This is a genomic window from Halovalidus salilacus (genome assembly GCF_031852275.1).
Classification (GTDB): domain Archaea; phylum Halobacteriota; class Halobacteria; order Halobacteriales; family Natrialbaceae; genus Halovalidus; species Halovalidus salilacus.
In genome coordinates this window covers 1,690,272-1,713,432 of the sequence record NZ_CP134700.1, presented here as the reverse complement: position 1 = coordinate 1,713,432, position 23,161 = coordinate 1,690,272, and the positions used below count along the sequence as shown (strand labels likewise).

Here is a 23,161-nt window from a genome sequence, read left to right as displayed (position 1 = left end):
CCGAGGTGCGTCGGTAGTCCCCTTCTGAGCCGGGCGGAAGCCGTCGTTCCGAATCAGTTCCCGTCGTAAAAGCGATTGATCGCGTCGCGCCACGACTCCGGTTCGTCCCGCTCGCTCTCGTGATCCACCGGGATGTCGGCGAATCCGCAGTCCCGACAGGCGATCGTCTCGACGTCGGCCAGCGAGAGCCGCTCGAGGGGCGCCTGACAGCGGGGGCACTCGTCCATACGCCTCTCTTCGCCGGAACGTTCTTAATTCTATTCGATCGCCTTTTATATTCGACCCGGGTCCCCGTCGGGACAACTCGCTCGCCACTCGCCGGAGTATTACCACTGTGTATTCACAAAGCTTTTTGTATGCAAGTAGTGTATGGTCGAGCGATGAGTACGACGTCGTCTCCGAACCTCGAGCGGGCGATCGAACGGTGTCGACCCGCGGACGTTACGCCGGTTCGACTCGCGGCCGCGACGCTCGAGTCGACCGCACCGGAGTACCTCCGCGAGTTGAAACGCGAACTGGCCCGAAACGGACTCTCCCCGGCGGGGCTCACCGTTTCGGCGTGCTTCGACGAGGACTGCTCGCTACGCACGCAGGAGGAGGTCGACAGAATCCGACGCTACGTGCGCGCGGGAGCGTTTCTCGGCGTCGGAGCGGTGACCGTGGACGTCGGAGACGTCGAGAACGCCGAGAAGGTTCGGCCCGCACTCGCCGCCTGCGCCGAGCGCGCCGACCGCGAGGGCATCGAGTTCGAACTCGAAGGCCCGATCGCCGTCGAGACCTGAACCGGTCGATGCCCTCACGGCGAACGATCGCGCGGCGACTCGAGACCCTCGAGGACTTCCCGGATCCGTCGCCCGACCTGGAGCAGTACCTGACGCCACCAGAGCTAGCGGCCCACATCTGTCACTTCGCGGCGATGCGAGGGGACCTCGCCGACGGGCCGGTCGTCGACCTCGGGACCGGGACCGGGATGCTCGCCGCGGGAGCGGCGCTCGCCGGCGCGAATCGCGTCGTCGGGATCGACGTCGACCCGGAGGCGCTCGAGATGGCCCGCGCGAACGCGGCACGAGTATACGCGACGGACGCCGTCGAGGTGGTTCGGGGCGACGTCTCGAGACCTCCGATTGGCCCCCGAGACGCGTCCGGGGATCGGGTTCCGGAGGACGGACCGTCGCTCACCGTGCTCTCAAACCCCCCGTTCGGCGCCCAGCGAGGGAACCGCCACGCCGACCGGACGTTTCTCGAGACCGCACAGGCGGTTGCCGACGTCTCCTACACGATCCACAACGAGGGAAGCCGGGAATTCGTCGAGTCCTTCGCCGCGGACGCGGGAGCGACGGTGACTCACGCCTTCGCCGCGCCGTTCCCGATCGACCGCCGGTTCGACTTCCACGCGGACGACCGGCGGACGCTCGAGGCCGAAGTCTATCGGATCGAGTGGGGTGGGAAACCGACCGAGACGGGTTCGACGTCGAAGCGGTGACGGCGTTCGCTCACTCGTACGTTTCCTCGCTCGCGACCCGCACCTCGGTTCCGTCGAGGACGGCGTAGACCGTCTTCCCGTCGCGCTCGAAAGTGATCCCGTCCGCGACCGTCGACTCGCCGTCGTCGGGGATCGGCGCGCTGCCGGTCGGACCCTCGGTGTCGGGATCGCGATCGACCTCGAGGCGGAACTCGCCGTCGTCCGCGGCGACCGAGACGGTGGCGTTGGCGAGTCGAACGTCCGCCCGCGACGACTCGGACGCGTACGAGAGCCGTCGATCGTCCTCGCCGTCCTCCCGGAGCCACACCTGGTAGACGGTGTCGTTTCCGACGGGTTCCCACCCCCCGCGCTCGACGTGGACCGCCTCCCGCCAGCCCGGACCGCCGACGTACACCGTCTCCTCGCCCGTGAACTCGAGGCGCTGGGCCGACGCGGCCTCGAGCCAGATGTGGCGCTCGTCGCTCGTGACGATGACGCCGCTCGATTCGATCGTGGTCCGGTCGTCGACGGGCTCGAAATCGATCACGGAGGAGAGTTCGTTCTCGACGCCCTCGTCGTAGAAGATCGTGTAGTCCTCGACGTCGACGGCGTCCTCCGACGTCACCTCCCCGTCGGCGACGAAGAGGTTCACCGGGATCGCCGGCCCGGTGATGAGCGCCAGCACGAGGAGGACGGCCGCGAACGCTGCCGACCGACGAGACGCGCCCCCGAGCCACCCCTCCGACGTGCCGCCGTACGCGATCGAACGGATTCGGTCGAACCGGGGAAGCGGGTTCCCGGACGATTTTCCGGGTGCGGCGTCGTCGGCGTCGGTTCGATTCGATCCGAGCCCCATCTCGACGGCTCGCTCGAGGCGTGCTCGCGCTTCGGGGTCGGCTGCGGATCGCCCGACGAAGGGGAGGCGATCCCCCAGCCTCGAGCGGAGGCGTGCGGTGACGAGCGGCGCGTCGGACGCCGTGACCGCGAGCGTGACGACCACGGAGAGGACCGTGACGACCACGACGCCGGGACCCCGGAAGAGGATGAACGAGTCCTCGGACCCGTACCAGTAGATCGCCCACAGCCTGGAGGCGAACCCGAAGAAGAGGACGGAGAGCCACAGGTGGAGGGGGTTCGGCCGGCGGTCGCGGCGTTCGAAGACGAGGATCGCGATGAGGAATCCGACGAGGAAGCCGAGGGCGTGGCCCTGGATGGCGACGTTGGCCCACGACGGCGGCGATGGCGGACTCGGTTCCGCGACGTAGACCGCAATCGGACTCGAGAGCGCGTCGTAGATGGTCCGCAGCGCGCCGTTACCCCCCAGGTAGGCGATCAGGGTGACGATCGGGTACCGGACGATCGCGAAGCCGACGAAGGCGAAGACGAGCCCCGAAAAGCCGATCACGGGACCGAGGAGGAGGAGGCTGGTGACGAGTCCGACGGCGATCACCCCCAGGGGAAAGATCACGAGCGCACGGACCCACGGGCGATCCCACGCCGAATCCGACCGTCCGTGGGACCCGTCCGGCGGATAGTGGCCCCACGCGTACTCCGCGATCGGCGCGAGAATCGCCGCGCCGGTGAGGTTTCCGATCAGGTGGCCCGCGCTCGCGTGCGAGAACGACGAGGCGACCATCCCGAGCGGGTAGTAGTACGACCAGGCGCGGTAAGGGATCGAGACGGGGTCGTCGAAGTTGGTGATCCCGTCCTGGACGAACAGGTAGACGGAGAGCACGAAGCCGATGACGACGAGCGAGCCCCACGGGACGCCCAGCACAAATCGCGAGCGAACGACGTCGCGCCACCGCGGTTCGGCGGGGAGAAGTCGCCGAATCGCGGCCAGGGAGACCAGAACCGTACCGACGACGAACGCCGCGAGGAGGATCGAGACCAGCGCCGCGCGCGAGAGCATGCCCCGACGTTTGGTCGAAGGGGTATAGTGATTTACCCTCGAGACCGACGGGTCGGCGCGTCGATACCGCCTCCCCACATAGGACCGTCGGCATCGATCGCGAAACCCCGTCGCTTCGAAAGGTACAAGCGGCCGACGCGCCCACGAATGGGTATGGAACTGCGGGTCACCGAGAGCACCGAGGACGAACTCTCGATCGAAATCGGCGGCGAGGATCACACGTTCATGAACGTCCTGAAGAGCGCGCTGCTCGAGCACGACGACGTCAGCGCGGCCACCTACGACGTGAACCCCGAGCAGTCGGGCGGGCAGACCGAACCGATCCTGACGATCAAGACCGAGGGCGACGTCGAACCGCTCAACGCGCTCGAGGAGGCCGCCGCGGACATCCGAACGAAGACGTCGGCCCTGCGCGAGGCGTTCGACGCCGCAGCCTGAGAACCGGGATATCGCGTCGGGGAGACGGGATTCCGACTGAGCCGTCACCCTCCTCACTGATCGGTAGAACCGAGCGACCAACTTATCCCTGGCTCACCGTCCGAAGATCGACCGTCGAGAGTGCAGCCGACTCGAGTCCGTCATCGATCGGAGCGAGGCTGCGTTCGGTCGTAACGTGACGAATGGCCGTCAGCGACGGTCGGCGGTGGGAGGTAGGAAGCGGACGAAATCGACCCCTCGATCCGGACGACGGCGATTCGTCCGCGAGATCACAACCGGACGGGAACGCCGCGCTCGTCGAGGTACTGCTTCGTCTCCTCGATCGAATACTCGCCGAAGTGGAAGATCGAAGCCGCCAGGCCGGCGTCGGCGTCGGCTTCGGTGAACACCTCGTACATGTCCTCGGGGCCGCCACAGCCGGAGGAGGCGATCACGGGCGTGTCGACGACGTCGCAGACGGCCGTCGTCAACGGCAGGTCGTATCCGTCTTTCGTCCCGTCTTTGTCGATCGAGTTGACGAACAGTTCGCCGGCGCCGCGGGATTCGGCCTCCGCGGCCCACTCGAGGACGTCGGTGCCGGTCCCCTCGCGGCCGCCCTTCTTTGTGCACTCGAACCAGCAGGACTCGCCGTCGATCTCGACGTAGTGCTCGCCGCGTTCGTCGAACCGGCGCTTGGCGTCGACGCTGATAACGATGCACTGGCTGCCGAACGCGCGGGCGCCCTCGTTCACGAGTTCGGGTCGCTCGAGCGCGCCGGTGGTGATCGAGACCTTGTCGGCGCCCGCCCGGAGCGTCTCCTTGATGTCCTCGGTCGTGCGGATGCCGCCGCCGACGGTGAGCGGGATGAACACCTCGTCCGCGACCCTCGAGACGACGTCGAGCATCGTCTCGCGGCCCTCCGCGGAGGCGGTGATGTCGAGAAAGACGAATTCGTCGGCGCCGGACTCGTTGTACGCCTTCGCCATCTCGACCGGATCTCCCGTGTACTGCAGGTCCTCGAAGTGGACGCCGGTGTAGACCGCCGGGTTCCCGTCCTCGTCGAGGTCGACGTCGATGCAGGGGATGATTCGCTTCGTCAGCACCATTTGCTACGCGACCGTTCGCATCGAAGGTAGTAAAGGCGTCCGAATGCGGTTCTTCTGGCGTCGATGCGCGCGAATTCGAACCGCCGGCCCGGCGCGGCCGGACTCGTCGGCCCCGGTAGATGCGTTTAAGTGATCGACTCGAAAACGATCACGCATGGCAGACGACACCGAATCGACGGAGGAGGGCGATACCGGCGCCGACGTCGGACACGACCTCGAGGCCGAGCGGACGACGGCGCCGATGAGCGAGTTCTCGGGCCGAGCGGTGGCCGTGGGAATGGTCGTGTTGCTGGTCGGGCTCGCGGTCGCGTTCGGAGTGCCGTTGCTCGCCGTGTAGCCGAAAACGGGAGTTAGAAGACGTACTCGTCGTCGTGGCCCATCATGCCGTCGTTCTCGAGTCCCGGTTCCTCTTCGTCCATCGGTCCGCTGGTCTTGTAGGCTTTGATCCCGGTCGAGAGCAGGTCCTCGATGGCTTCTTCGCGGTTGACGAACTCGCCGCGCTCTACCATCTGCGCAATTTGCATCTCCAGGTGCTCCGGGATCGTGATCTCTACTTTCGGCATCTGATTCGCGTTTCGGCGAGGGGGTATTTAGCTCTGACGGGGATTCTGGACCGAAGGAAAAGAAAATGTATCGGCGCAAAAAATCCGTTTTCCGCTTTCGTTAGCCCCGAGCGCCCCCGAACGCTTCGAGCGTCGCCGGGTCCATTCGGGCGCGCCCGCGTCGGATACGGAGGTGCGGGTCGTCCTCGATTATCGGTTGCCCATCATCGAGTCGATGGCGTCTTTCAGCGTCGACCCGGGCCGCATCAGCGTATCGAGCTGGTTGCGGATCTTTCGCTGGTTGAGGTAGCTGGCGAACGCCAGGATGGTCGGCGGCCAGAGACCGACGAAGATCCCGCGCTGGCGATCTCCCTTGAGGAAGAAGTAGTACCACGAGAGGCCGACGGACGCTCCGGCCGCGAGGAGGGCCGGACCGAGCGCCTGCTGGTCGACGTCCTCGGTCGCTCCTCCGGTCGGTTCGCTCTCCATCATCTGCTGTCTTGATGCCATGCATCCGACCACTGGACGAGGCCCTACTAATGGGTGGCGAGGGTTTCGACCGGTAGAACTCGATTGGAACTCGGTTGCGATCGTTCCGTTTCGTTTAGGCAGGGGTGCCGTCGGGTGAATTCGGGATTTGTCACCGATCTCCGAGCGCGTTCCCCATTCCCCTCAAGGGATCGTCAGAATCGGTGCCGATTCGAACTCGGTCGGTCCGATGGGTGAGGGGCGGATCGAGGCCTCCCGTTCTTCCCCCGTGCGTACGAATCCCATCGTCGAGAGGTGCCGAGACCGGCCACCGGACGGGGCCTCGGAACGCCGGACCGAAACGCCAGACGTAGAACCCTCGAGTGCCATGGACGATCCATGAAGGACGTCACCGACCTGTACAACGAGTACGGCGACGAACGCCTCCCACCGGGCCAGCACGAGACGGATCGATTTCCGGTCCTCTCGATGGGCGCCGAACCGGAGTGGGATCCCGAGACGTGGGAGTTCACCGTCTCCGGGGCGATCGAGGACCCCCTCTCGTTCTCGTGGGAGGAGTTTCGCGACCTCCCGTCGGAGACCCAGCGCCAGGACTTCCACTGCGTGACCGGCTGGAGCACGTTCGACCGCGAGTTCACGGGCGTTCCGTTTCCCGAGATCGCCGAGCGCGCGGGCGTCTCGGAGGACGTGACGCACGTCATGTTCTCCGCGCTGGACGGTTACACGACGGACCTCCCCCTCGAGGCCTGCATGCGGGAGGAAGTGTTGTTCGCCTGGGAACTCGACGGCGAACCGCTTCCGCGCGAGCACGGGGGACCGCTCCGGGTGGTGACGCCCCACAAGTACGCCTACAAGGGGGCGAAGTGGGTCGACGGCGTGGAGTTCCTCACGGAGGCCGAACCCGGCTACTGGGAGAAGCGTGGCTACTCGCGGGCGGCGAACCCGTGGCGGGAGCAACGATATAGTTAGGCTGAAGGCGAGGCGGTCCCGAGGTGGGTGCGATGGAGCGAACGTCGGGGGAGGGGGAACTCGCAGGCGATCCGTCGCCGCCGACCGATCCGGTCGCTCGAAGCCGCGAACTCGAGGACGTCTCTTTCGGCGCGGTGCTCGAGGCAGACGGCCAGCCGAGAATCCTGTGGGCGACGCCCGACGGCCTCGAGTTCGTCGGTTGCGGGCTCGCGGCCAGGTTCGTCGCGACGGGATCGGACCGGTTCGAACGGATCCGAGCGGACGCCGACGACCTGTTCGCGGCGATAGACCACGACGGGCCGACCGTCGCCCGCCCGCGAGCGTTCGGCGGGTTCTCGTTTCACGACGGCCACGATCCGGTCGCCCCGTGGACGGGCTTCGTGTCGGCGTCGTTCGTCGTTCCGCGCGTCCTCGTGACGCGGAGCGACGAGGGCACGTGGCTGACGGCGATCGGCGACGGCGCGGACGACGCCGACCGAGCCCTCGAGCGCTGGCGGGACCGATTCGACGACTTGCCCGCGATGCGACCGAGCGGCTCTGGTCCCGGCATCGTCTCGACCGACCGGACGACCACGCGGGAGGAGTGGACCGAGGGCGTCGAAACCGCCCTCGACGCGATCGGTCGCGGCGACCTCACGAAGGTCGTCCTCGCGCAGTCGCTCGCGGTGACGCTCGCGGAACCGGTGGACGTGCCGGCGACCCTCGAGCGCCTCCGCCGGCGGTACCCGAACTGCTACCGGTTCCTCGTGGATCACGGCGCCGAGGGGACGTTTTTCGGGGCGCCGCCGGAACGGCTGGTGGCGAAGCGAGGCGAGCACCTCGAGACGGAGGCGCTCGCCGGGTCCGTTCCGCGGGGCGAGACGCCCCGGGAGGACGAGGAACTCTTCCGACGAATGGTCGACGAGTCCAAGTTCCAGCGGGAACACGGCCTCGTCGTCGAGGCGATTCGCGACCAGCTCGAGCCGATCACCTCGACGCTCGACGTCGACGAACAGACGGTCCGCCGACTGGCGACGATCCAGCACCTGCGGACGCCGATCCGGGCGACGATCGGTGGGAACTACGGTTCGAACCGACACGTACTGGAGTTCGTCGAAGCGCTACACCCGACGCCGGCGGTGGGCGGCGTCCCGCCCGAACGCGCGTGGGAGACGATCCGGACGACGGAGCCGTTCGATCGCGGCTGGTACGCATCCCCGATCGGCTGGTTCGACGCCGCCGGCGACGGCGAGTTCGCGGTCGCGCTCAGGTCGGGGGTTGCGATCGACGAGACGGTGACGCTGTTCGCCGGCAACGGTATCGTCGCCGACAGCGACCCCGACGAGGAGTGGGACGAGGTACAGCTGAAGTTCAGACCGATCCTCGACGAACTCCGGTGATCCGATGACCGCACCCAACCGCGCGACGCTCTGGGGCCGCGTCCTCGTCGACGAACTCGCGAAGGGGGGCCTCGAGGCCGTCTGCATCGCCCCCGGGAGCCGATCGACGCCGCTGACGGTTGCGTTCGCTCAACACCCCGATATCGAGGTCTTCTCGCACCTGGACGAGCGCTCGGCAGCATTCTTCGCGCTCGGGCGGGCGCGACGAACCGGCAAGCCGACCGCCCTCGTCTGCACGTCGGGGACGGCTGCGGCGAACTTCCACCCCGCCGTGATGGAGGCCGATCGGGCGCGCGTCCCGCTGCTCGTGCTCACCGCCGACCGGCCGGCCGAACTGCGCGACAGCGGCGCGAACCAGACCGTCGACCAGGTAAAACTCTACGGCGACGCGGTCCGCTGGTACGCCGAACTCCCCGAACCGGAAGCCGAGGAGCGCACGGTCCGCTCGCTCAGGACGACCGCCGCACGCGCGCACCTCGAGACGGTCGAAACGCCGGCCGGTCCGGTTCACCTCAACTGTCCGTTCCGCAAGCCCCTCGAGCCGACCGACGTGCCGAACGACGTCCCCGACTCCTTCGGGGAGACGCTCGCCGGCCGAGGACGGGACGGACCGTTCGTCCGAACGGAACGCGGGCGGCGAACGCCCTCTGACGACGCGGTCGACTCGGTCGCCCGGACGCTCGAGGAGGCGAGCCGGCCCCTGATCGTCGCCGGGCCGGCGGATCCGTCCGCGCTCGCCGGCGGCGAAACGGTCTCGAGCGCCGTCGCGCACGCCGAGGCCGTCGGCGCGCCGATCCTCGCGGATCCGCTTTCGGGCCTCCGCTTCGGACAGCACGTCGATTCGACGCCCGTTTTCGGCGGGTACGACGCGTACGTTCCTGACCTCCCGAAACCGGACGTCGTCGTCCGGTTCGGCGCCTCCCCCACCTCGAAGGCGCTTCGACACTACCTGCGAGACGCGGACGCGCGCCAGTTCGTCGTCGATCCGGCCGGGGAGTGGCGCGAAGCGTCGTTCACGGCGACGGACCTCGTCGCGGCGGAGCCGTCGTTCCTCTTCGATCGCCTGGAGGACGAACTCGGGGGTGGCGGAGACGACGAACGCGACCCCGACGCGAGCGGCAACTGGCTCGAGCGCTTCGAATCGGCCGAACGGCGCCACTGGGAGGTCTGCGTGGAGGCACGTACGGCCGACGCGCTCGAGGCGGCCCCGTTCGAGGGGGCGATTCTCGGAGCCGTCTTCGAACTGGCACCCGATCCGGCGACGGTGTTCGTCTCCAACAGCATGCCGATCCGGGACGCGGATCGGTTCGCGCGTCCGCTGGGGGCCGACCTGACCGTCCTCGCCAACCGCGGCGCCAGCGGCATCGACGGGATCGCGAGCACGGCCCTCGGCGCCGGCAGCGCGACCGACGACCCCCTCGTGCTCGTCACCGGCGACCTCGCGTTCTACCACGATTCCAACGGCCTGCTCGCCGTCGACCGCTGCGGCGTCGACGCGACGATCGTCCTGCTCGACAACGACGGCGGCGGCATCTTCCACATGCTCCCCATCGAGGCGTTCGACCCGCCCTTCACGGACCAGTTCAAGACGCCCCACGGTATCGAGTTCGACCGCCTCGCAGACGTATACGATCTCGAGTTCGAGCGCGTCGACCCCGTCGACTTCGCGGACGCCTACGAGCGCTCGCTCGAGTCGGAGGGGGCGCAGGTGCTCGCCGTGTCGTTCGACGCGGAGTCGAGCCACCGGCGGCGGGAGGAACTGGGAGAAAGAGTGCGCTCGAGCGTTGGAAGCGACGGTTCGTAGGATCGGGACGACGGTTTGGAGACGGAAACGGCTTCTCGAGGCGAATCAGGGCCGCAGGACCCACCAGACCGTGAGCGCGTACCCGAACGGGACCCAGAAGAACGCGACGGCGAGCGCGCCGACGACCGAGAACGGATCGAGGAGCGATGCAACCACCGCGACGGTCACGAGCGTGCTCGAACCGCCGAAGACGGCGACGGCGATCGTCGGCATCGTGAGCAGGTAGCCCGCGAGCAGGAGGGCGCAGACGGCGACGATGGCGTTCACGAAGAGCGGAAACGCGGCGGTGAGGCTCGCGTAGACCAGCGTCGGGTACGCGGCGGCGACGCAACCGACCGTCACGGCCGTCGTCCGGTCCAGGCGGCGGGAGTACCCTTCGAGGTCGATCTCGCCGGTCCAGTCGTGGACGGCGTACCGAAACGAGTCGTTCCCGTCGGTTCCGGTATCGGATCGCGACGAGCCGTCGGTTTCGGGTCCCCCGACGGTGCTCGATTCGGGGCCCCCGAACGGCCATCTTCCGCTTCCCGTCCGCGATTCGGTCGTCCGCTGTCTGCGCCGGCGGTGTCTGGCGTGGTGGCTCCGTCGCCCCCGCCGGTCTCGCGCCCGCCCGGTTTCCGACCCGGACGGCGATTGCGTTCCGGTCTTCGCGTTCCGATTCGTCCCTGAACGGGAGGCGTCCCTCGAGGAACCGCTCGAAGCGGCGTCGGACGCGTCGCTCGAGGTCGAATCCGACCTCGAGGAGGGTTCCGAGCGCGAATTCGACGCGTCGGCCGTTCCCATCTTCGAGAGTCGGACGTACGTGTCGTGACCGAGGCGGTCGTAGCGGGCGCGTTCTGCGCCGTCGGAGAGCACCGACTCGGCCTCGGAGACGGACGCGAACTGCTCGGCGGCGTCGGGATCGTCGTTGTGGTCGGGGTGGATCTCGAGGACGCGCTCGCGATAGGCGGCGGTGATCTCGTCCTGCGAGGCGTCGGGGCCGACCCAGAGAACCTCGTAGTACGTCTCGCCCATCGGCTACGGTGTCGGACGGGGTTGAGAAAAATCAATCGGACTAGAATATCGCCGGGACGCGCGTCCATCCACGACAACTCTCGTCGACGAGTCTCACTGAAACGCGTCTCTCGCGCCCCATATACATCATATAATGCGATATGAAATCGGTCCGGCTCGAGCGAGAGACGAGCAAGAGGGCGGGTTCGGGGCCGGTTCGGTGCGTGCGGCGGGTCGACGGCCCCGACGCGAACCTATTTCACTCGCCGGGGACCACACTCGAGGCGATGGTTTCGGAACTCTTCGACGAGGAACGCTGGGAACCGGTCGCGGACCTGAACGACGAGTTCAGGGACATCACGTACCATCGAGCGGTCGACTCCGGGACGGTTCGGATTGCCTTCGACCGACCGGGGGTGCGCAACGCGTTCCGGCCGGGGACGGTCGACGAATTGTACGACGCCCTCCAGCACGCCAAGCGCCAGACGGACGTGGGCTGCGTCCTGCTGACCGGAAACGGGCCGTCGCCGAAAGATGGCGGCTGGGCCTTCTGCGCCGGCGGCGACCAGACCATCCGCGGCGAGGATGGGTACCAGTACGAGGGCGGCGAGGAACGGGCGTCGGAGCAGGGTCGCCTGCACATCCTCGAGGTGCAGCGCCTGATCCGTCACCTCCCCAAGGTCGTCGTCTGCGTCGTTCCGGGGTGGGCCGTCGGCGGTGGCCACTCGCTGCACGTCGTCTGCGACCTGACCCTCGCCTCGCGCGAGCACGCGAAGTTCCTCCAGACGGACCCGGACGTCGCCAGCTACGACGCGGGCTTCGGTTCGGCCTACCTGGCCCGACAAATCGGTCAGAAGAGGGCCCGCGAGGTGTTCTTCCTCGGGAAGACCTACTCCGCCGAGGAGGCCGCGGAGATGGGGATGGTCAACGAGGTCGTCCCCCACGAGGAACTCGAGGAGACGGCCCTCGAGTGGGGCGAGACGATCAACTCGAAGAGTCCGACGGCGATGCGGATGCTCAAGTACGCGTTCAACATGGCCGACGACGGCTTCGTCGGCCAGCAGGTGTTCGCCGGGGAGGCGACCCGACTGGGGTACATGACCGACGAGGCGAAGGAGGGCCGGGACGCGTTCGTCGAGGGCCGAGAGCCGGACTTCTCCGGGTATCCCTGGCATTACTAACGGTCGATCGACCGAGCAGTCCGCTCGAAACGCGTCATCTTGCCGATTGTCGGCGAACGCTCGGGTTTCGGGTTACGACTGGTACGGACGGGACTCGCCTCGAATGAGAAGCCTTAATAGAAGTACGGGGCCGGATTATTACATGGCCGTCGTAAGCGTCTCGATGCCGGACGAACTCCTCGAGCGACTCGACCAGTTCGCGGACGAACACGGGTACACCGGGCGGAGCGAGGTCGTCAGGGAGGCCTCGCGCAACCTGCTCGGCGAGTTCGAGGACACCCGGCTCGAGGACCGGGACCTGATGGGCATCGTCACCGTCCTGTTCGACTTCGAGACGACCAGCGTCGAGGAGCGAATGATGCACCTCCGCCACGAACACGAGGAACTCGTGGCCTCGAACTTCCACAGCCACGTCGGCGACCACTACTGCATGGAGCTGTTCGTCCTCGAGGGATCGCTCGACGACATCTCGACGTTCGTCGGGAAGATTCGCGCGACGCAGGACGCGTTGACCGTCGACTACTCGGTGATCCCGGTCGACGGCTTCGATCCGATCGCCCACCAGGACTGATCGGGATCGAATCCCGCGTTCTTCGTCACGAGGAGCGCCTAGTTTTAGGCGGTACCCGACCAATCATCAAACGAATCAGCAATGTCGTACACGAAAGTCAACTACGAGGAGGTCGAGCAGGTCTCGAGCGCGATGCACTTCCTCTCCGATCCCCTCGAGACGGAGCAAGTCGGCGTCACCATCGCGCGCTGTGACCCCGGGTGGAAGAGCCGCCCGCACGATCACACCGACAACGGCCACGAGGAGGTGTACGTCCTGATCGAGGGCGAGGCGGCGGTGCTCGTCGACGACGAGGCGGTCGAGATGGAGGCGGGCGACGCGCTGTGGATCCCCCCCGAGTCGACGCGCCAGATCCGAAACGGCGCCAGCGAGAGCGCGTTCGTCCTCGTGAGCGCACCGAGCATCGCCGACGAGGACGACGACGACGGTGAGTGGTTGTTGTCCGGGTTCGCCGGGTGAACGGTACCCGTTCCCTGTTCCAGACTGCTTCCTGCGCCGGATCGCTCCCTGCGCTGGTCGAGACGGGTGGTGGCCCCCCACAGGGCGCCACCGGTCGCTCCCGGCGACGGAAACGGGCCCGACCTCGAGCGTGAGAACCGCCGCGGTCGTTTTCACGCTCGAGGCTGACGTCGGAGACGAGTGATCCTCGGTGTACTCGAAACACCACGCCGCAATTTCGTTCGTCGTTTCCGCTGCGCTCGCCTACGCACTCGGCCCGTTCTCGATCGGCGGGATCGTCGTTCCTGCGCCGCTGATCGTTCTCTACGGAACTGCACTCGGGGTCCTGATCGACCTCGACCACCTGGTGATCGCCCGCGCGCGGACGGGAACCTGGGACGCGGTTCGGTTCTGCCTCCGTCATCCGCGGGCGGCCGTCGCCGATCAGTCGCGGATCTTCGACCGCGGCGACGTGGGCGTGCTGCCGCGGTTGGTGAGCCACCTCGTCATCGTCGGCGTCGTGATCCCGACGACCTTCCTCGCGAGCGTCCCGCTCGGTATCCTGACCGCGGCCGTCCTCTACCTCCACCTGCTGGCGGACGTCGTCTGGAACGTCTACCAGGCGCGGCGCCACCGGCACCTCCCGGCCCGGGAGCAACTCCGACGGATCGTCTGAGCCTCGTGCGAGCCGACGCTCTCGAGTCCGTTCGGCCACGAACGGCCCGGATAGGGAGATGCCGTGACCTTTAAGCGGCCGTCACACCCGTGTCTGGGTATGAAAGCCACGGCCATGGCCCACCCGATCCAGGGGCTGGTCAAGTACCACGGGATGCGCGACGACATTCGGCGGTTACCGTACCACGACAGCATCAGCGTTTGCACGGCGCCGAGTCACACCCGCACCACCGTCGAGTTCTCGATGGACTACGACGACGACGTCTTCGTCGTCGACGGCGAGGAACTCGATGGTCGCGCCTACGAACGGGTCGAGGCCGTCGTCGAGAAGGCCCGGTCGATGTCGGACGCCGCGCACACGGTCTACCCAGTCCGCCTCGAGAGCGAGAACAGCTTTCCCACGAACGTGGGGCTCGGCTCTTCTTCCTCGGGATTCGCGGCGGCGGCGATGGCCCTGGCCGAGGCGGCCGACCTCGACGTCTCGCTGCAGGAAATCTCGACCATCGCCCGCGTCGGATCGGCCTCGGCGGCCCGCGCGGTGACGGGCGCGTTCTCCCAGCTTTACACCGGACTGAACGACGAGGACTGCCGCTCCCGGCGCATCCCCACCAATCTCCACGAGCAACTCAAGACCATCGTCGCGCTCGTCCCCTACCACAAGAACACCGAGGACGCCCACGACGAGGCAGCAGACAGCCACATGTTCGAGGCGCGGATGGCCCACATCCACGGGCAGATCGCCGAGATGCGCGACGCGCTGCGCAACGACGACTTCGAGCGCACGTTCGAACTGGCCGAGCACGACTCCCTCTCGCTCGCCGCGACGACGATGACCGGCCCCTCGGGCTGGGTCTACTGGCAGCCCGCCACCCTGGCGGTGTTCAACAGGGTGCGCGAACTCCGCGAGGAGGAGGACATTCCAGTGTACTTCTCGACCGACACCGGCGCGTCCGTCTACGTCAACACCACCGACGAGCACGCCGAGTTCGTCGAAGATGAGATCTCCGAGTGCGGCGTCTCCACCACCGTCTGGGGCGTCGGCGGCCCCGCACGGCTGCTCGAGGACGAAGACGACCACCTGTTCTAGCCGGCCGATTGTCGATTCGCGACGATCGACGGTGCGCACGCGTTTTGCGTCGATGCGCGGTTCACACCTTTATCGCTCGAGCCCCTACCGTCGACCATGCACGTCGTCGTGCTCGGTGCGGGGTACGCCGGACTGACGCTCTCGCGGTTGCTCGAGGACGACCTGCCCGAGGAGGTCGAGATCACGGTGGTCAACGAGTCGCCGGACCACCTCCTCCAGCACGAACTCCACCGGGTGATCCGGCGGCCGGACCTCGCCGACGAGATCACGGTCTCGCTGCCCGCGGTGCTCGAGCGCGCGACGGTTCGGGTCGCCCGCGTCGAGGAAATCGACCGGGACGAGCGCGTCGTCACCCTCACGAACGGGACGCTCTCGTACGACGTCTGCGCGATCTGTCTGGGCGCGCGGACGGCTCGCTACGGACTCGAGGGGGTCCCCGAACGCGGCATCCCGTTGAAGCGGCTCCACCACGCGAATCGGATCCGACGGCGAACCCTCGAGGCGTTCGACGACGTCCGAGCATCGTCCGAACCCGCCCGTCTCGTCGTCGGCGGCGCCGGGCTCTCCGGAATTCAGATCGCCGGCGAACTCGCCGAACTCGCCGACGAAGAGGGGGTGGCCGCGTCGGTGACGCTACTCGAGCAGTTCGAGGCCGTCGCCCCGTCGTTCCCCGCGAACTTCCAGCGTAGCGTACGAGACGCGCTCGAGGATATCGGCGTCGACGTTCGAACGGGGACGACCGTTGCGAGAGCGGACGAAGCCCGTGTTTCGCTCGAGGAGGGTGACGACCTCCCGTACGACGTCTTCGTCTGGGCGGGCGGCATCCGCGGGCCGGACGCCCTCGAGGGCGACCGGCCGACGGTGGAGGCGGACCTCCGACTCGATCAGCGGACGTTCGCCATCGGAGACGCGGCGCGGATCGTCGACGCCGACGGCGAGTCGGTTCCCCCGAGCGCCCAGGCGGCCGTTCGGGAGGCGCGAACCGCGGCGAAGAATATCGGACGGCTGGTCGACGCCGCCGCTGGCTCGAACCCGGACGACCTCGAGTTATCCGCGTCCGACCCGGATCTCGAGCGGTTCAGCTTCGACTCGCCCGGGTGGCTGGTCAGCGTCGGCGACGACGCCGTCGCGCAGGTCGGCCCGTCCGTGTTTCGGGGCCGGGCCGCGAAGGCGCTGAAGGCGACCGTCGGCGTCGGCTACCTCTCGTCCGTCGGCGCGACGCGGAACGCGGTCGATCTGGCGCGGGTCGAGACGGACGCCGATTCGAAGATCCGCCGGGCCCTCGGAATCGGACGTCGAGTGGAAGATCGGATGCGCCGACGAAGGGAGTGAGCGCGAAGGCCACCGGCTACCGCGCGAGGCTTGGAAACGCCCGGTTTCGTCGGATCGGTTCGGTGGCTGCGATCGAACTGCGGTCGATTTTCGGCGGTCAAGTCCACCGATCGAGGCCCGTCTGGGCGACGCTCTCCTCGATCCGTTCGAAGCCGCGTTCGACCTCGCCGGCGTCGACGCACCACTCGTCGACGACGTAGGATCTGGCGGCCTCGAGGTTCGGATCCATCGCCGTCTCGAACTCGTAGTCGTCGGCCACGTCGGGGTCGCGAAAGAGGGCCCGGACGCGGTCGCCGTACTCGACGGTCTCGCCGCGGGCCTCGAGGGCACTCCAGAGGTCGCCGTGCTCGGCGATCAGTTTGATCGCCGTCTTGGGGCCGACGCCGTGGACGCCCTCGTTGAAGTCCGTCCCGATGAGGATGGCCGCGTCGATCAGTTGCTCGAGTGTAAGGTCGTGGCGATCGAGGGTCGCCTCGAGGTCCATGAGTTCGGGATTGCCCTTGCTCGTCAGCTGTCGCAGAGTGCGGGGAGCCCCGAACAGCAGCGCGTCGTAATCCTCGGAGCCGACGTAGTCGGCGTCCCCGCGCTTGACCATGTGGGCCGCCTGAGCCTCGCCTTCGGCGGGTGCCTCGACGATCGGCACGTCGAGCAGGCGGAGCAGTTCGCGGCTGGTCTCCTGGATCGTCGGCGTCAACCGCTGGGTGCGCGACTCGAGCTGAGCGATGGCGATCTCGTCCCCCTTCTCTCGGGCGACCTCGAGCTGGTCCTCGTAGCTGCGGCGCTGCTCGCGGCGGGACTCGATCTCGTCGGTCTTGAGTTCGGAGGGGCCGCCGTCGAAGACCATCACCGGCGTGACGTCGTTCTCGAAGAACTTGGGCAGGCCCTGGACGATGCCGATCAGGTTCGCCACCTCGGTCCCGTCCGCCGTCGTGTACGTCTCGCTCGCGGTCCACTTGACGGTCGTCGTCAGGTACCGGTAGAGCCAGTTGTGGGCGTCGACCGCGACGACCCCCTCGAGGTCGTCGAACGAAATCTCCTCGATGACGGCGATGTCCCGGAGTGCTGCGTTACCCATCGACGGTGTATAAGGCCGTCCGGGATTTGAATGGGTCCCTTCGCGATCGGTCAAGGCCGTGGCGCTCGGGACCCTCGCGAGCACGGCGATCGCCGGGATGGCGTACGCCGTCGGGATCGTCTCGGTCCACCGGTCGACGACGATGGAGGGCCGGTGGCTCGGCCGTCAATCACCTCGATCGCTCGGGGTCCGGCGGCCCCGCCTCGAGGTGCCGATCGACGAACGCGCGCTCCTCCTCGGAGAGGTCGCGGTCGCGGTACTCCCGTAGACCCGCGCGGTACGCCGTATCTCTCGGCGGGTCGTCCGCCGTCCCGACCTCATACTCGAGGACGAGTTCTGCGATCCCGGTCGTCTCGCCGGTGTACGCGAACCCGGCGCGGTAGAGGGCCTCGTACGCGTAAGGGTTGTTGACCGCGATCCGGATCCGGTCGTACCCCCGCGCTGCGGCGCGGTCGCGGACGAACGCGCAGAGTCGCGGTCCGATCCCCTCGCCGCGGCGTTCGCGGGCGACGGTGACGTACCGCAGCCAGAGCGCGTCCTCGTCGGTCCGGTCCTCGTTGAACGCGACGGCTCCGACGATCTCGCCGCGTCTGCCGTCGCGACCGTCCCGTTCGCCCTCGAGATCCTCCCGCCCGTCTCCCCGGTCTTCGAAATCGTTCCGTCCACTCTCGCTATCCTCGCCATCGTCTCGCACGTCCTCGCGGTCCGCCCAGCCATCGGCGTCGTTTCTGGCGACGGCCTTCCCGGTCGAGGTCATCACGAACTTCCCCGCGTAACTGAACCGTCGGTAGTCGAGTCGCAACGTCGGCCCGTCCGGCGGCCATCCCAGCAGTTCGAACTCCACGGGGCACCTACGTGGAGCGTGGTAAAGGGTTCGGTGGCTTACCGTTCGCGCCCGGAACCACCGTATTGCTCGACCGACAGCGCCGCTAGCAACGTCTTGCCCGGCCAACATCCTTCGCCGGAATCGTCCCAGCCGCCAACCCCACGAGCACCGAATCCGAATACGGGTCGACGTTCGCCTCCAGGAAGCCCGACGGGTGGTCGATCTCCCGGGCTGAATTGGCGTGTTCGGCACGGACCTCGCCGGCGGCTTTCCGATCGGCGCGAGCAACCTCGCGTTCGCGGTGAACATCGACCGTCACGCCTGAGCGTCCGTTTTGAGCGTTCCGTAGGTTGGTTCTCTCACGCGATCTCAGCGTTCGGTTCGATCGTCCCGTTCGGTGGCGTTCCGGGCGACCGTTCGAAGCGGTGGCCATTCGAGTGTTAGTTGATAACCCATGCCAAACAATGATGCGGCCGAGCGACGAACCGGTACAGTACTCCATGGGACCCGACGACGACCGTCTCCCGATCGTCGATTCCAGAACGGACGTGATCGACAGCACGTGTTCGCTGTTGCGAAACCGGGATCGCCGGTACGCCCTCTACTACCTGCTCGCACAGGAACGGGTGCCGATCGAGGAACTCACGGACGTCGTGACGGGGTGGACGCGCGCGACGGACTTCGGACTCGCCGATCGCCAACTCCGCGAGCAGGTGCGCCTCGAGTTGTACCACCAGCACATCCCCGCGATGCAACGCGCCGGACTCGTTCGATACGACCCCGACAGCGGCGTCGTGGCGGTGGCCGAGTGCCCGGAGCTCGTGCGATCGTTCATCCGGCTTGCTCGCCGGATGGAAACGACGGACGCCGGGCGATCCGATTCCGAACCGTACCGTGACGCCGGTCCCGGTTCGACGCCCGCGAACGGATCCTGAGCCAAACGATGTCGGTCACCCCCCTCAGGTGGGATGCGGCGCTTCCGTCTCTGTCATCGGGCGGTCGGTCCGAACGATCGCGGCCACCCGGGGTTCGCTTCGAACGGGAGCGTTCCCCAGTAATCGAGACACGTAACCATAATTTATCGCACCCCGACACGACTAGTCTGACGGACGGCGACGAGTAATGACGTTCCGTGACATTCTCGAGGACCGCACGCGGCGGGAGCTTTCCCTGACCGTGTACGCGTCGACGCCGCAATCGGACCTCGTCGACCGCCTCGAACTTCGGTCGGCGTCCGTCGACGAGCGGGTGCTGCCCGCCTGTGGCTCGGACGGCTTTCTCGTCGTTCGGGAGGGCGGCGACTTCGTCACCGCGCTCGATCTCGAGGGGGTCCGATCGTTTCTCGACCCGCCCCGGTGCCCTCCCTGGGACGACGCCCTCGTCACCGTCGATTACGCGATCGTCCTCGAGACGTTCGACGACGCGCTCTGGATGAACCTGGAGCGGTCGCAGTTGGTGGCGACGACCCGGATCATCGAGAACAAAGCCGCGCGCGTCGGCGAGGGAGTCCTTCGCGCGGGCCTCGGGCGGCTCTCCGCGCTGTACGTGCGAACGCCGATCTACGAGCGGCTCGCGTCCGAAACCGATCTCGAGATACACGCGTACGGGCGGCCGGACTGGGATCCCCCGCGGATTTCGGGGACGACGGTCCACCCCGTCGACGACGACGGCGGTCCCGAAGGAGGTCGTGACGCCGACGCAGGGGGCGACGAACTCGGAACTGACGCGGACTGGAACGGCGACCGGACGGCCGACGGCGAGATCGGACGGTATAGATTCGTCACGTACGACGGCGGATCCAACGAACAGCAGGCGTGCGCGCTGCTCGCGGAACGACGCGGCGAGAACTCCTACGCCGGATTCTGGACGTTCGATCCGGCCGTCGTCGACGAACTCGAGACGTACGTCGAGCGGACCTACGGCTGAGTGCGGATCGTCGTCGAAAAACGGCGGGAGTTCGGTCCAGGCGAGCGCCTCAGACGTGGCGCTCGAGCAGGTCGTAGCTGCGCTCCCACTCGCCGTCCTCGAAGTACCGCTCGGCCAGCGGCTCCTCGGGGATGTCGCCGAGGGCCTTCTTCTCCTGCTGGTAGGACGGGCGGTCCTCGTCGACGTAGTACCGACCCGTGAGGACGGTGCCCTCGTTGAGGACGTCTTCGGTCTCGTACATCATCTCGGCGGCCTCCCGCCGGTCGTTGACGTCGAAGTCGTAGTCGTCGGACTCCTGGACGTCGACGTAAGGGACGTACTGGCGGGCGTCCTTGTTCCAGGTCGGACACTGGGTGAGGAAGTCGATGTGGGCGAAGCCGTCGTGTTCGATCGCCTCCTTGATGATCTCCTTGGCCTGGTTCGGGTTCACCGCCGCCGTCCGGGCGATGTAGGTCGCACCGGCGGTCAGCGACAGCGACAGCGGCCGGATCGGCGACTTCGCGTTGCCCGACGGCTGGGTCTTCGACTTGTGCCCCTTCGGGCTCGTCGGCGAGGTCTGCCCCTTCGTCAGGCCGAAGACCTCGTTGTTGAACACGATGTAGGTTATGTCGTGGTTCTCCCGAGCCGTGTGGATGAAGTGGTTCCCGCCGATGCCGTAGCCGTCGCCGTCTCCGCCCGCGGCGATGACGGTGAGGCCGTCGTTGGCGAGCTTCGCGGCTCGAGCGACCGGCAGCGACCGGCCGTGGATCGTGTGGAAGCCGTAGGTGTCCAGGTAGCTGTTGAGCTTCCCCGAGCAGCCGATGCCCGTTACGGTCAGTACCTCCTCCGGGGTGAGACCGACCTCGGGAAGGGCCTGTTTCAGCGCCTTGAGAACGCCAAAGTCGCCGCAACCCGGACACCACGTCGGCTGCGGTTCGACTCCGGGCGTGTACTCGTCCCGGTCGATCTCCCGTTCCTCTCCGATTGCGTTGAATGCGCTCATGGTTTTGTCGTATCGTTCGGTGATCAGTCGCCCGCGGCGGGTTCGATTCGTACCTGTGACGTCGGTTCCTCCTCGCCGCCCGCGACGTTGATCTCGTAGCCCTCGACGATCTCGGCGGGCTCGAACGGGTTCCCGTTGTACTTGAGCAGGCTCGTCAGCTTGTCGCCGAACCGACCGAGTTCCTTCTGGATCAGGCCGCGGAACTGGGCGGTGGCGTTCATCTCGACGATCATCGCCTCGTCGACGCTCTCGATGAACTCGACCATCTCCGTCTCGGGGAAGGGCATCATGTCGGAGACGCCCACGCCCTTTACGGAGTGTCCTTGCTCGTTCAGGCGCTCGACGGCCTCCTCGACGACGCCCTGGGAGGAGCCCCAGGTGATGATGCCGTACTCGGCGTCCTCGGGACCGAAGTAGGTCTGGTTCGAGGGGTGCTCCTCGTCGAGCTCCTCGCGGATGTGGTCGAGCTTCTGGATCCGCCGTTCCATCTGGTAGACGCGGTTGTCGGGATCCTCGCTGATGTGGCCGACGGGCGAGTGCTCGTTACCGGTGGCGAGGTAGCGCCCGCCCTGCTGGCCGGGGAGCGAGCGCGGGCTGACGCCCTTCTCCGTGTCGTACTGGAAGCGCTCGAACTTGCCGGAGGCGTCGTGGGCGGCCTCCCGAAGTTCCTCCTCGGTGAGCGTCTTGCCCAGATCCGGCGACGGTTCGCGGTCGAAGAACGAGACGGGCACGTTCTTGTTCTCCCCGGACAGCTTCTGGTCGTAGATGACGATGGCCGGGATCTGGTAGTCGTAGGCGATATCGAACGCCAGCCGCGTCTGCTCGTAGGCCTCCTCGACCGTCCCCGGCGCGAAGACGACCCGCGAGGAGTCTCCCTGGCTCGTGTAGAGGACGAACTCGAGGTCGCCCTGCTCGGGCTTCGTCGGCATCCCGGTCGAGGGCCCGGCGCGCATCGACTCGACGAGGACGATCGGCGTCTCGGTCATCTCGGCGAGGCCGAGCGGTTCGCTCATCAGCGCGAAGCCGCCGCCGGAGGAGCCGGACATGGCCTTCGCGCCGGCGTGGCTCGCACCCACGGCGAGGGCCGCCGCGGCGATCTCGTCTTCGACCTGCTCGGCGATGCCGCCCATGTCGGGGAAGTTCTGGCTGAGGATCGTGAAGACGTCCGTCCAGGGCGTCATCGGGTAGCCGGCGATGAACCGACAGCCGGCGTCGATCGCGCCGTAGGCGATGGCGTTCGACCCGGACAGCAGCGCCTGCTGCTCGTCGTGGTCACCCTCCGGAACGCGGAGGTCGTGTTCGACGTCGAACTCGTCTCGCACCATGTCGTAGGCGTCGTGGAGGATCTCGAGGTTCGCCTCGAACACGTCGCCGGACATGGCGTCCTCCATCAGGTCCTCGACGTGCTCAAGGTCCATGTCGATCAGCGCCGCTGTAACCCCGACGCCGGCGGTGTTGCGCATGACCTCGCGGCCGTGTTCCTTCGCGAGCGCGCGGAGGTCGACCGGGTAGACGTGCCAGCCGTTCTCCTCGGCGCGCTCCTCGAGGTTCAGCGCCTCGACGTCCTCCTCGTCGATGAGCCCCTCGTCGTAGACGATGATGCCGCCCTCGCGGAGATCCGAGAGGTTCTCCGAGAGCGGCTTGATCTCCTCGTTGCCGTAGTAGGCTTCCTCCTGCGGATTGCGGGCGAACGAGTCGCCCAGCGCCAGCAGGAAGTTGTAGCCGTCTCCCCGGGACTGTACCTCGTGGTCCGCCGCGCGGATCTCCACGTAGGTGTGGCCGCCGCGGATCCGCGACGGGTAGTGTCGATGCGTGAATACGTGGAGCCCCGAGCGCATCAGGGCCTTCGCGAAGTTCTGGCTCGTCGAGTCGATCCCGTCCCCGGAACCACCCGCGATTCGCCAGATTAGTTCGTCATCACTCATGAAGATCAGTGGCCGGTGGGCCAACCGTGCTCGAATTTCGATCTACCAGAACTAAAGCCTTTGCTATACATTA

At 67.2% G+C, this 23,161-nt stretch carries 26 protein-coding genes; 15 read left to right on the top strand and 11 right to left on the bottom strand.

Translation table 11 applies throughout. The annotated features are described in order from the left end of the window. Positions 1-53: 53 nt before the first annotated feature. The gene (locus RJT68_RS08420; RefSeq protein WP_407039913.1) at positions 54-227 is read right to left on the bottom strand and encodes a hypothetical protein; all 174 of its coding nucleotides are present in this window, start codon (positions 225-227) and stop codon (positions 54-56) included. 153 nt (positions 228-380) lie between these two features. Here RJT68_RS08420 and RJT68_RS08415 point away from each other — a divergent pair, with 153 nt between their 5' ends. Next, on the top strand, positions 381-782 hold the full coding sequence (locus RJT68_RS08415) for a hypothetical protein (protein WP_407039912.1): 402 nt from the start codon (positions 381-383) through the stop codon (positions 780-782). Positions 783-790: 8 nt separating this feature from the next. Then, positions 791-1,483 carry an METTL5 family protein gene (locus tag RJT68_RS08410; RefSeq protein WP_407039911.1) on the top strand — a complete coding sequence of 231 codons (693 nt, stop codon included), beginning with the start codon at positions 791-793 and terminating at the stop codon, positions 1,481-1,483. A gap of 10 nt (positions 1,484-1,493) precedes the next feature. On the opposite strand, the gene RJT68_RS08405 is transcribed toward RJT68_RS08410, so the two are convergent. Then, entirely contained in the window at positions 1,494-3,374 is a 1,881-nt protein-coding gene (locus RJT68_RS08405) for a rhomboid family intramembrane serine protease (RefSeq protein WP_407039910.1), read from the bottom strand. 153 nt (positions 3,375-3,527) lie between these two features. Here RJT68_RS08405 and RJT68_RS08400 point away from each other — a divergent pair, with 153 nt between their 5' ends. Then, on the top strand, positions 3,528-3,812 hold the full coding sequence (locus tag RJT68_RS08400) for a DNA-directed RNA polymerase subunit L (RefSeq protein ID WP_407039909.1): 285 nt from the start codon (positions 3,528-3,530) through the stop codon (positions 3,810-3,812). Between the two features lie 269 nt (positions 3,813-4,081). Here RJT68_RS08400 and hisF read toward each other — a convergent pair whose 3' ends face one another. Continuing rightward, complete coding sequence (gene hisF / locus RJT68_RS08395) at positions 4,082-4,897, bottom strand: imidazole glycerol phosphate synthase subunit HisF (RefSeq protein WP_407039908.1); 816 nt, start codon at positions 4,895-4,897, stop codon at positions 4,082-4,084. Positions 4,898-5,051: 154 nt separating this feature from the next. Here hisF and RJT68_RS08390 point away from each other — a divergent pair, with 154 nt between their 5' ends. Further along, a complete protein-coding gene (locus RJT68_RS08390) occupies positions 5,052-5,234 on the top strand; it encodes a DUF7550 family protein (RefSeq protein WP_407039907.1) in 183 nt (60 codons plus the stop codon). Between the two features lie 13 nt (positions 5,235-5,247). On the opposite strand, the gene RJT68_RS08385 is transcribed toward RJT68_RS08390, so the two are convergent. Both RJT68_RS08385 and RJT68_RS08380 read right to left on the bottom strand, forming a co-directional pair. After that, positions 5,248-5,460 (bottom strand): ribbon-helix-helix domain-containing protein, encoded by a 213-nt coding sequence (locus tag RJT68_RS08385; protein WP_252701061.1) that lies wholly within the window; start codon positions 5,458-5,460, stop codon positions 5,248-5,250. Between the two features lie 189 nt (positions 5,461-5,649). After that, positions 5,650-5,949: a hypothetical protein gene (locus tag RJT68_RS08380; protein WP_407039906.1), complete on the bottom strand. Its 300-nt coding sequence runs from the start codon at positions 5,947-5,949 to the stop codon at positions 5,650-5,652. Between the two features lie 357 nt (positions 5,950-6,306). Here RJT68_RS08380 and RJT68_RS08375 point away from each other — a divergent pair, with 357 nt between their 5' ends. Genes RJT68_RS08375 through menD form a run of 3 tightly spaced genes read left to right on the top strand, consistent with a single transcriptional unit; the run spans position 6,307 to position 10,080 of the window. After that, on the top strand, positions 6,307-6,897 hold the full coding sequence (locus RJT68_RS08375) for a sulfite oxidase-like oxidoreductase (protein ID WP_407039905.1): 591 nt from the start codon (positions 6,307-6,309) through the stop codon (positions 6,895-6,897). 32 nt (positions 6,898-6,929) lie between these two features. Next, complete coding sequence (locus RJT68_RS08370) at positions 6,930-8,276, top strand: isochorismate synthase (RefSeq protein WP_407039904.1); 1,347 nt, start codon at positions 6,930-6,932, stop codon at positions 8,274-8,276. Positions 8,277-8,280: 4 nt separating this feature from the next. Next, positions 8,281-10,080 (top strand): 2-succinyl-5-enolpyruvyl-6-hydroxy-3-cyclohexene-1-carboxylic-acid synthase, encoded by a 1,800-nt coding sequence (menD, locus tag RJT68_RS08365; protein ID WP_407039903.1) that lies wholly within the window; start codon positions 8,281-8,283, stop codon positions 10,078-10,080. A gap of 45 nt (positions 10,081-10,125) precedes the next feature. On the opposite strand, the gene RJT68_RS08360 is transcribed toward menD, so the two are convergent. Beyond that, positions 10,126-11,091 carry a J domain-containing protein gene (locus tag RJT68_RS08360; RefSeq protein ID WP_407039902.1) on the bottom strand — a complete coding sequence of 322 codons (966 nt, stop codon included), beginning with the start codon at positions 11,089-11,091 and terminating at the stop codon, positions 10,126-10,128. Positions 11,092-11,357: 266 nt separating this feature from the next. On the opposite strand from RJT68_RS08360, the gene RJT68_RS08355 reads away from it, so the two are divergent. From RJT68_RS08355 to RJT68_RS08330, 6 genes are all read left to right on the top strand, one after another. Further along, positions 11,358-12,251, top strand: a complete 894-nt coding sequence (locus RJT68_RS08355; RefSeq protein ID WP_407039901.1) for a 1,4-dihydroxy-2-naphthoyl-CoA synthase — start codon at positions 11,358-11,360, stop codon at positions 12,249-12,251. 142 nt (positions 12,252-12,393) lie between these two features. Continuing rightward, positions 12,394-12,822, top strand: coding sequence for a CopG family ribbon-helix-helix protein (locus tag RJT68_RS08350; protein ID WP_407039900.1), 429 nt, complete (start codon positions 12,394-12,396; stop codon positions 12,820-12,822). Positions 12,823-12,903: 81 nt separating this feature from the next. Further along, positions 12,904-13,281, top strand: coding sequence for a cupin domain-containing protein (locus RJT68_RS08345; RefSeq protein ID WP_407039899.1), 378 nt, complete (start codon positions 12,904-12,906; stop codon positions 13,279-13,281). A gap of 190 nt (positions 13,282-13,471) precedes the next feature. After that, complete coding sequence (locus RJT68_RS08340) at positions 13,472-13,936, top strand: hypothetical protein (protein WP_407039898.1); 465 nt, start codon at positions 13,472-13,474, stop codon at positions 13,934-13,936. 99 nt (positions 13,937-14,035) lie between these two features. Then, entirely contained in the window at positions 14,036-15,022 is a 987-nt protein-coding gene (mvaD, locus tag RJT68_RS08335; protein ID WP_407039897.1) for a phosphomevalonate decarboxylase MvaD, read from the top strand. A gap of 96 nt (positions 15,023-15,118) precedes the next feature. Next, complete coding sequence (locus tag RJT68_RS08330) at positions 15,119-16,354, top strand: NAD(P)/FAD-dependent oxidoreductase (protein ID WP_407039896.1); 1,236 nt, start codon at positions 15,119-15,121, stop codon at positions 16,352-16,354. 97 nt (positions 16,355-16,451) lie between these two features. Here the strand turns inward: RJT68_RS08330 and fen are convergent, their stop codons facing one another. The 3 genes from fen to RJT68_RS08315 all read right to left on the bottom strand — a co-directional run bounded on the left by fen (position 16,452) and on the right by RJT68_RS08315 (position 18,574). Then, complete coding sequence (fen, locus tag RJT68_RS08325) at positions 16,452-17,429, bottom strand: flap endonuclease-1 (protein ID WP_407039895.1); 978 nt, start codon at positions 17,427-17,429, stop codon at positions 16,452-16,454. Positions 17,430-17,598: 169 nt separating this feature from the next. Continuing rightward, entirely contained in the window at positions 17,599-18,273 is a 675-nt protein-coding gene (locus RJT68_RS08320; RefSeq protein ID WP_407039894.1) for a GNAT family N-acetyltransferase, read from the bottom strand. Between the two features lie 85 nt (positions 18,274-18,358). Then, complete coding sequence (locus tag RJT68_RS08315) at positions 18,359-18,574, bottom strand: hypothetical protein (protein ID WP_407039893.1); 216 nt, start codon at positions 18,572-18,574, stop codon at positions 18,359-18,361. A 181-nt stretch (positions 18,575-18,755) separates the two neighbouring features. Here RJT68_RS08315 and RJT68_RS08310 point away from each other — a divergent pair, with 181 nt between their 5' ends. Continuing rightward, entirely contained in the window at positions 18,756-19,190 is a 435-nt protein-coding gene (locus RJT68_RS08310) for a DUF7344 domain-containing protein (protein ID WP_407039892.1), read from the top strand. A gap of 187 nt (positions 19,191-19,377) precedes the next feature. Then, entirely contained in the window at positions 19,378-20,181 is an 804-nt protein-coding gene (locus RJT68_RS08305) for a hypothetical protein (protein WP_407039891.1), read from the top strand. A 49-nt stretch (positions 20,182-20,230) separates the two neighbouring features. On the opposite strand, the gene RJT68_RS08300 is transcribed toward RJT68_RS08305, so the two are convergent. Both RJT68_RS08300 and RJT68_RS08295 read right to left on the bottom strand, forming a co-directional pair. Continuing rightward, positions 20,231-21,163, bottom strand: a complete 933-nt coding sequence (locus RJT68_RS08300) for a thiamine pyrophosphate-dependent enzyme (RefSeq protein ID WP_407039890.1) — start codon at positions 21,161-21,163, stop codon at positions 20,231-20,233. 23 nt (positions 21,164-21,186) lie between these two features. Continuing rightward, on the bottom strand, positions 21,187-23,088 hold the full coding sequence (locus RJT68_RS08295; RefSeq protein WP_407039889.1) for a 2-oxoacid:acceptor oxidoreductase subunit alpha: 1,902 nt from the start codon (positions 23,086-23,088) through the stop codon (positions 21,187-21,189). Positions 23,089-23,161 lie beyond the last annotated feature (73 nt).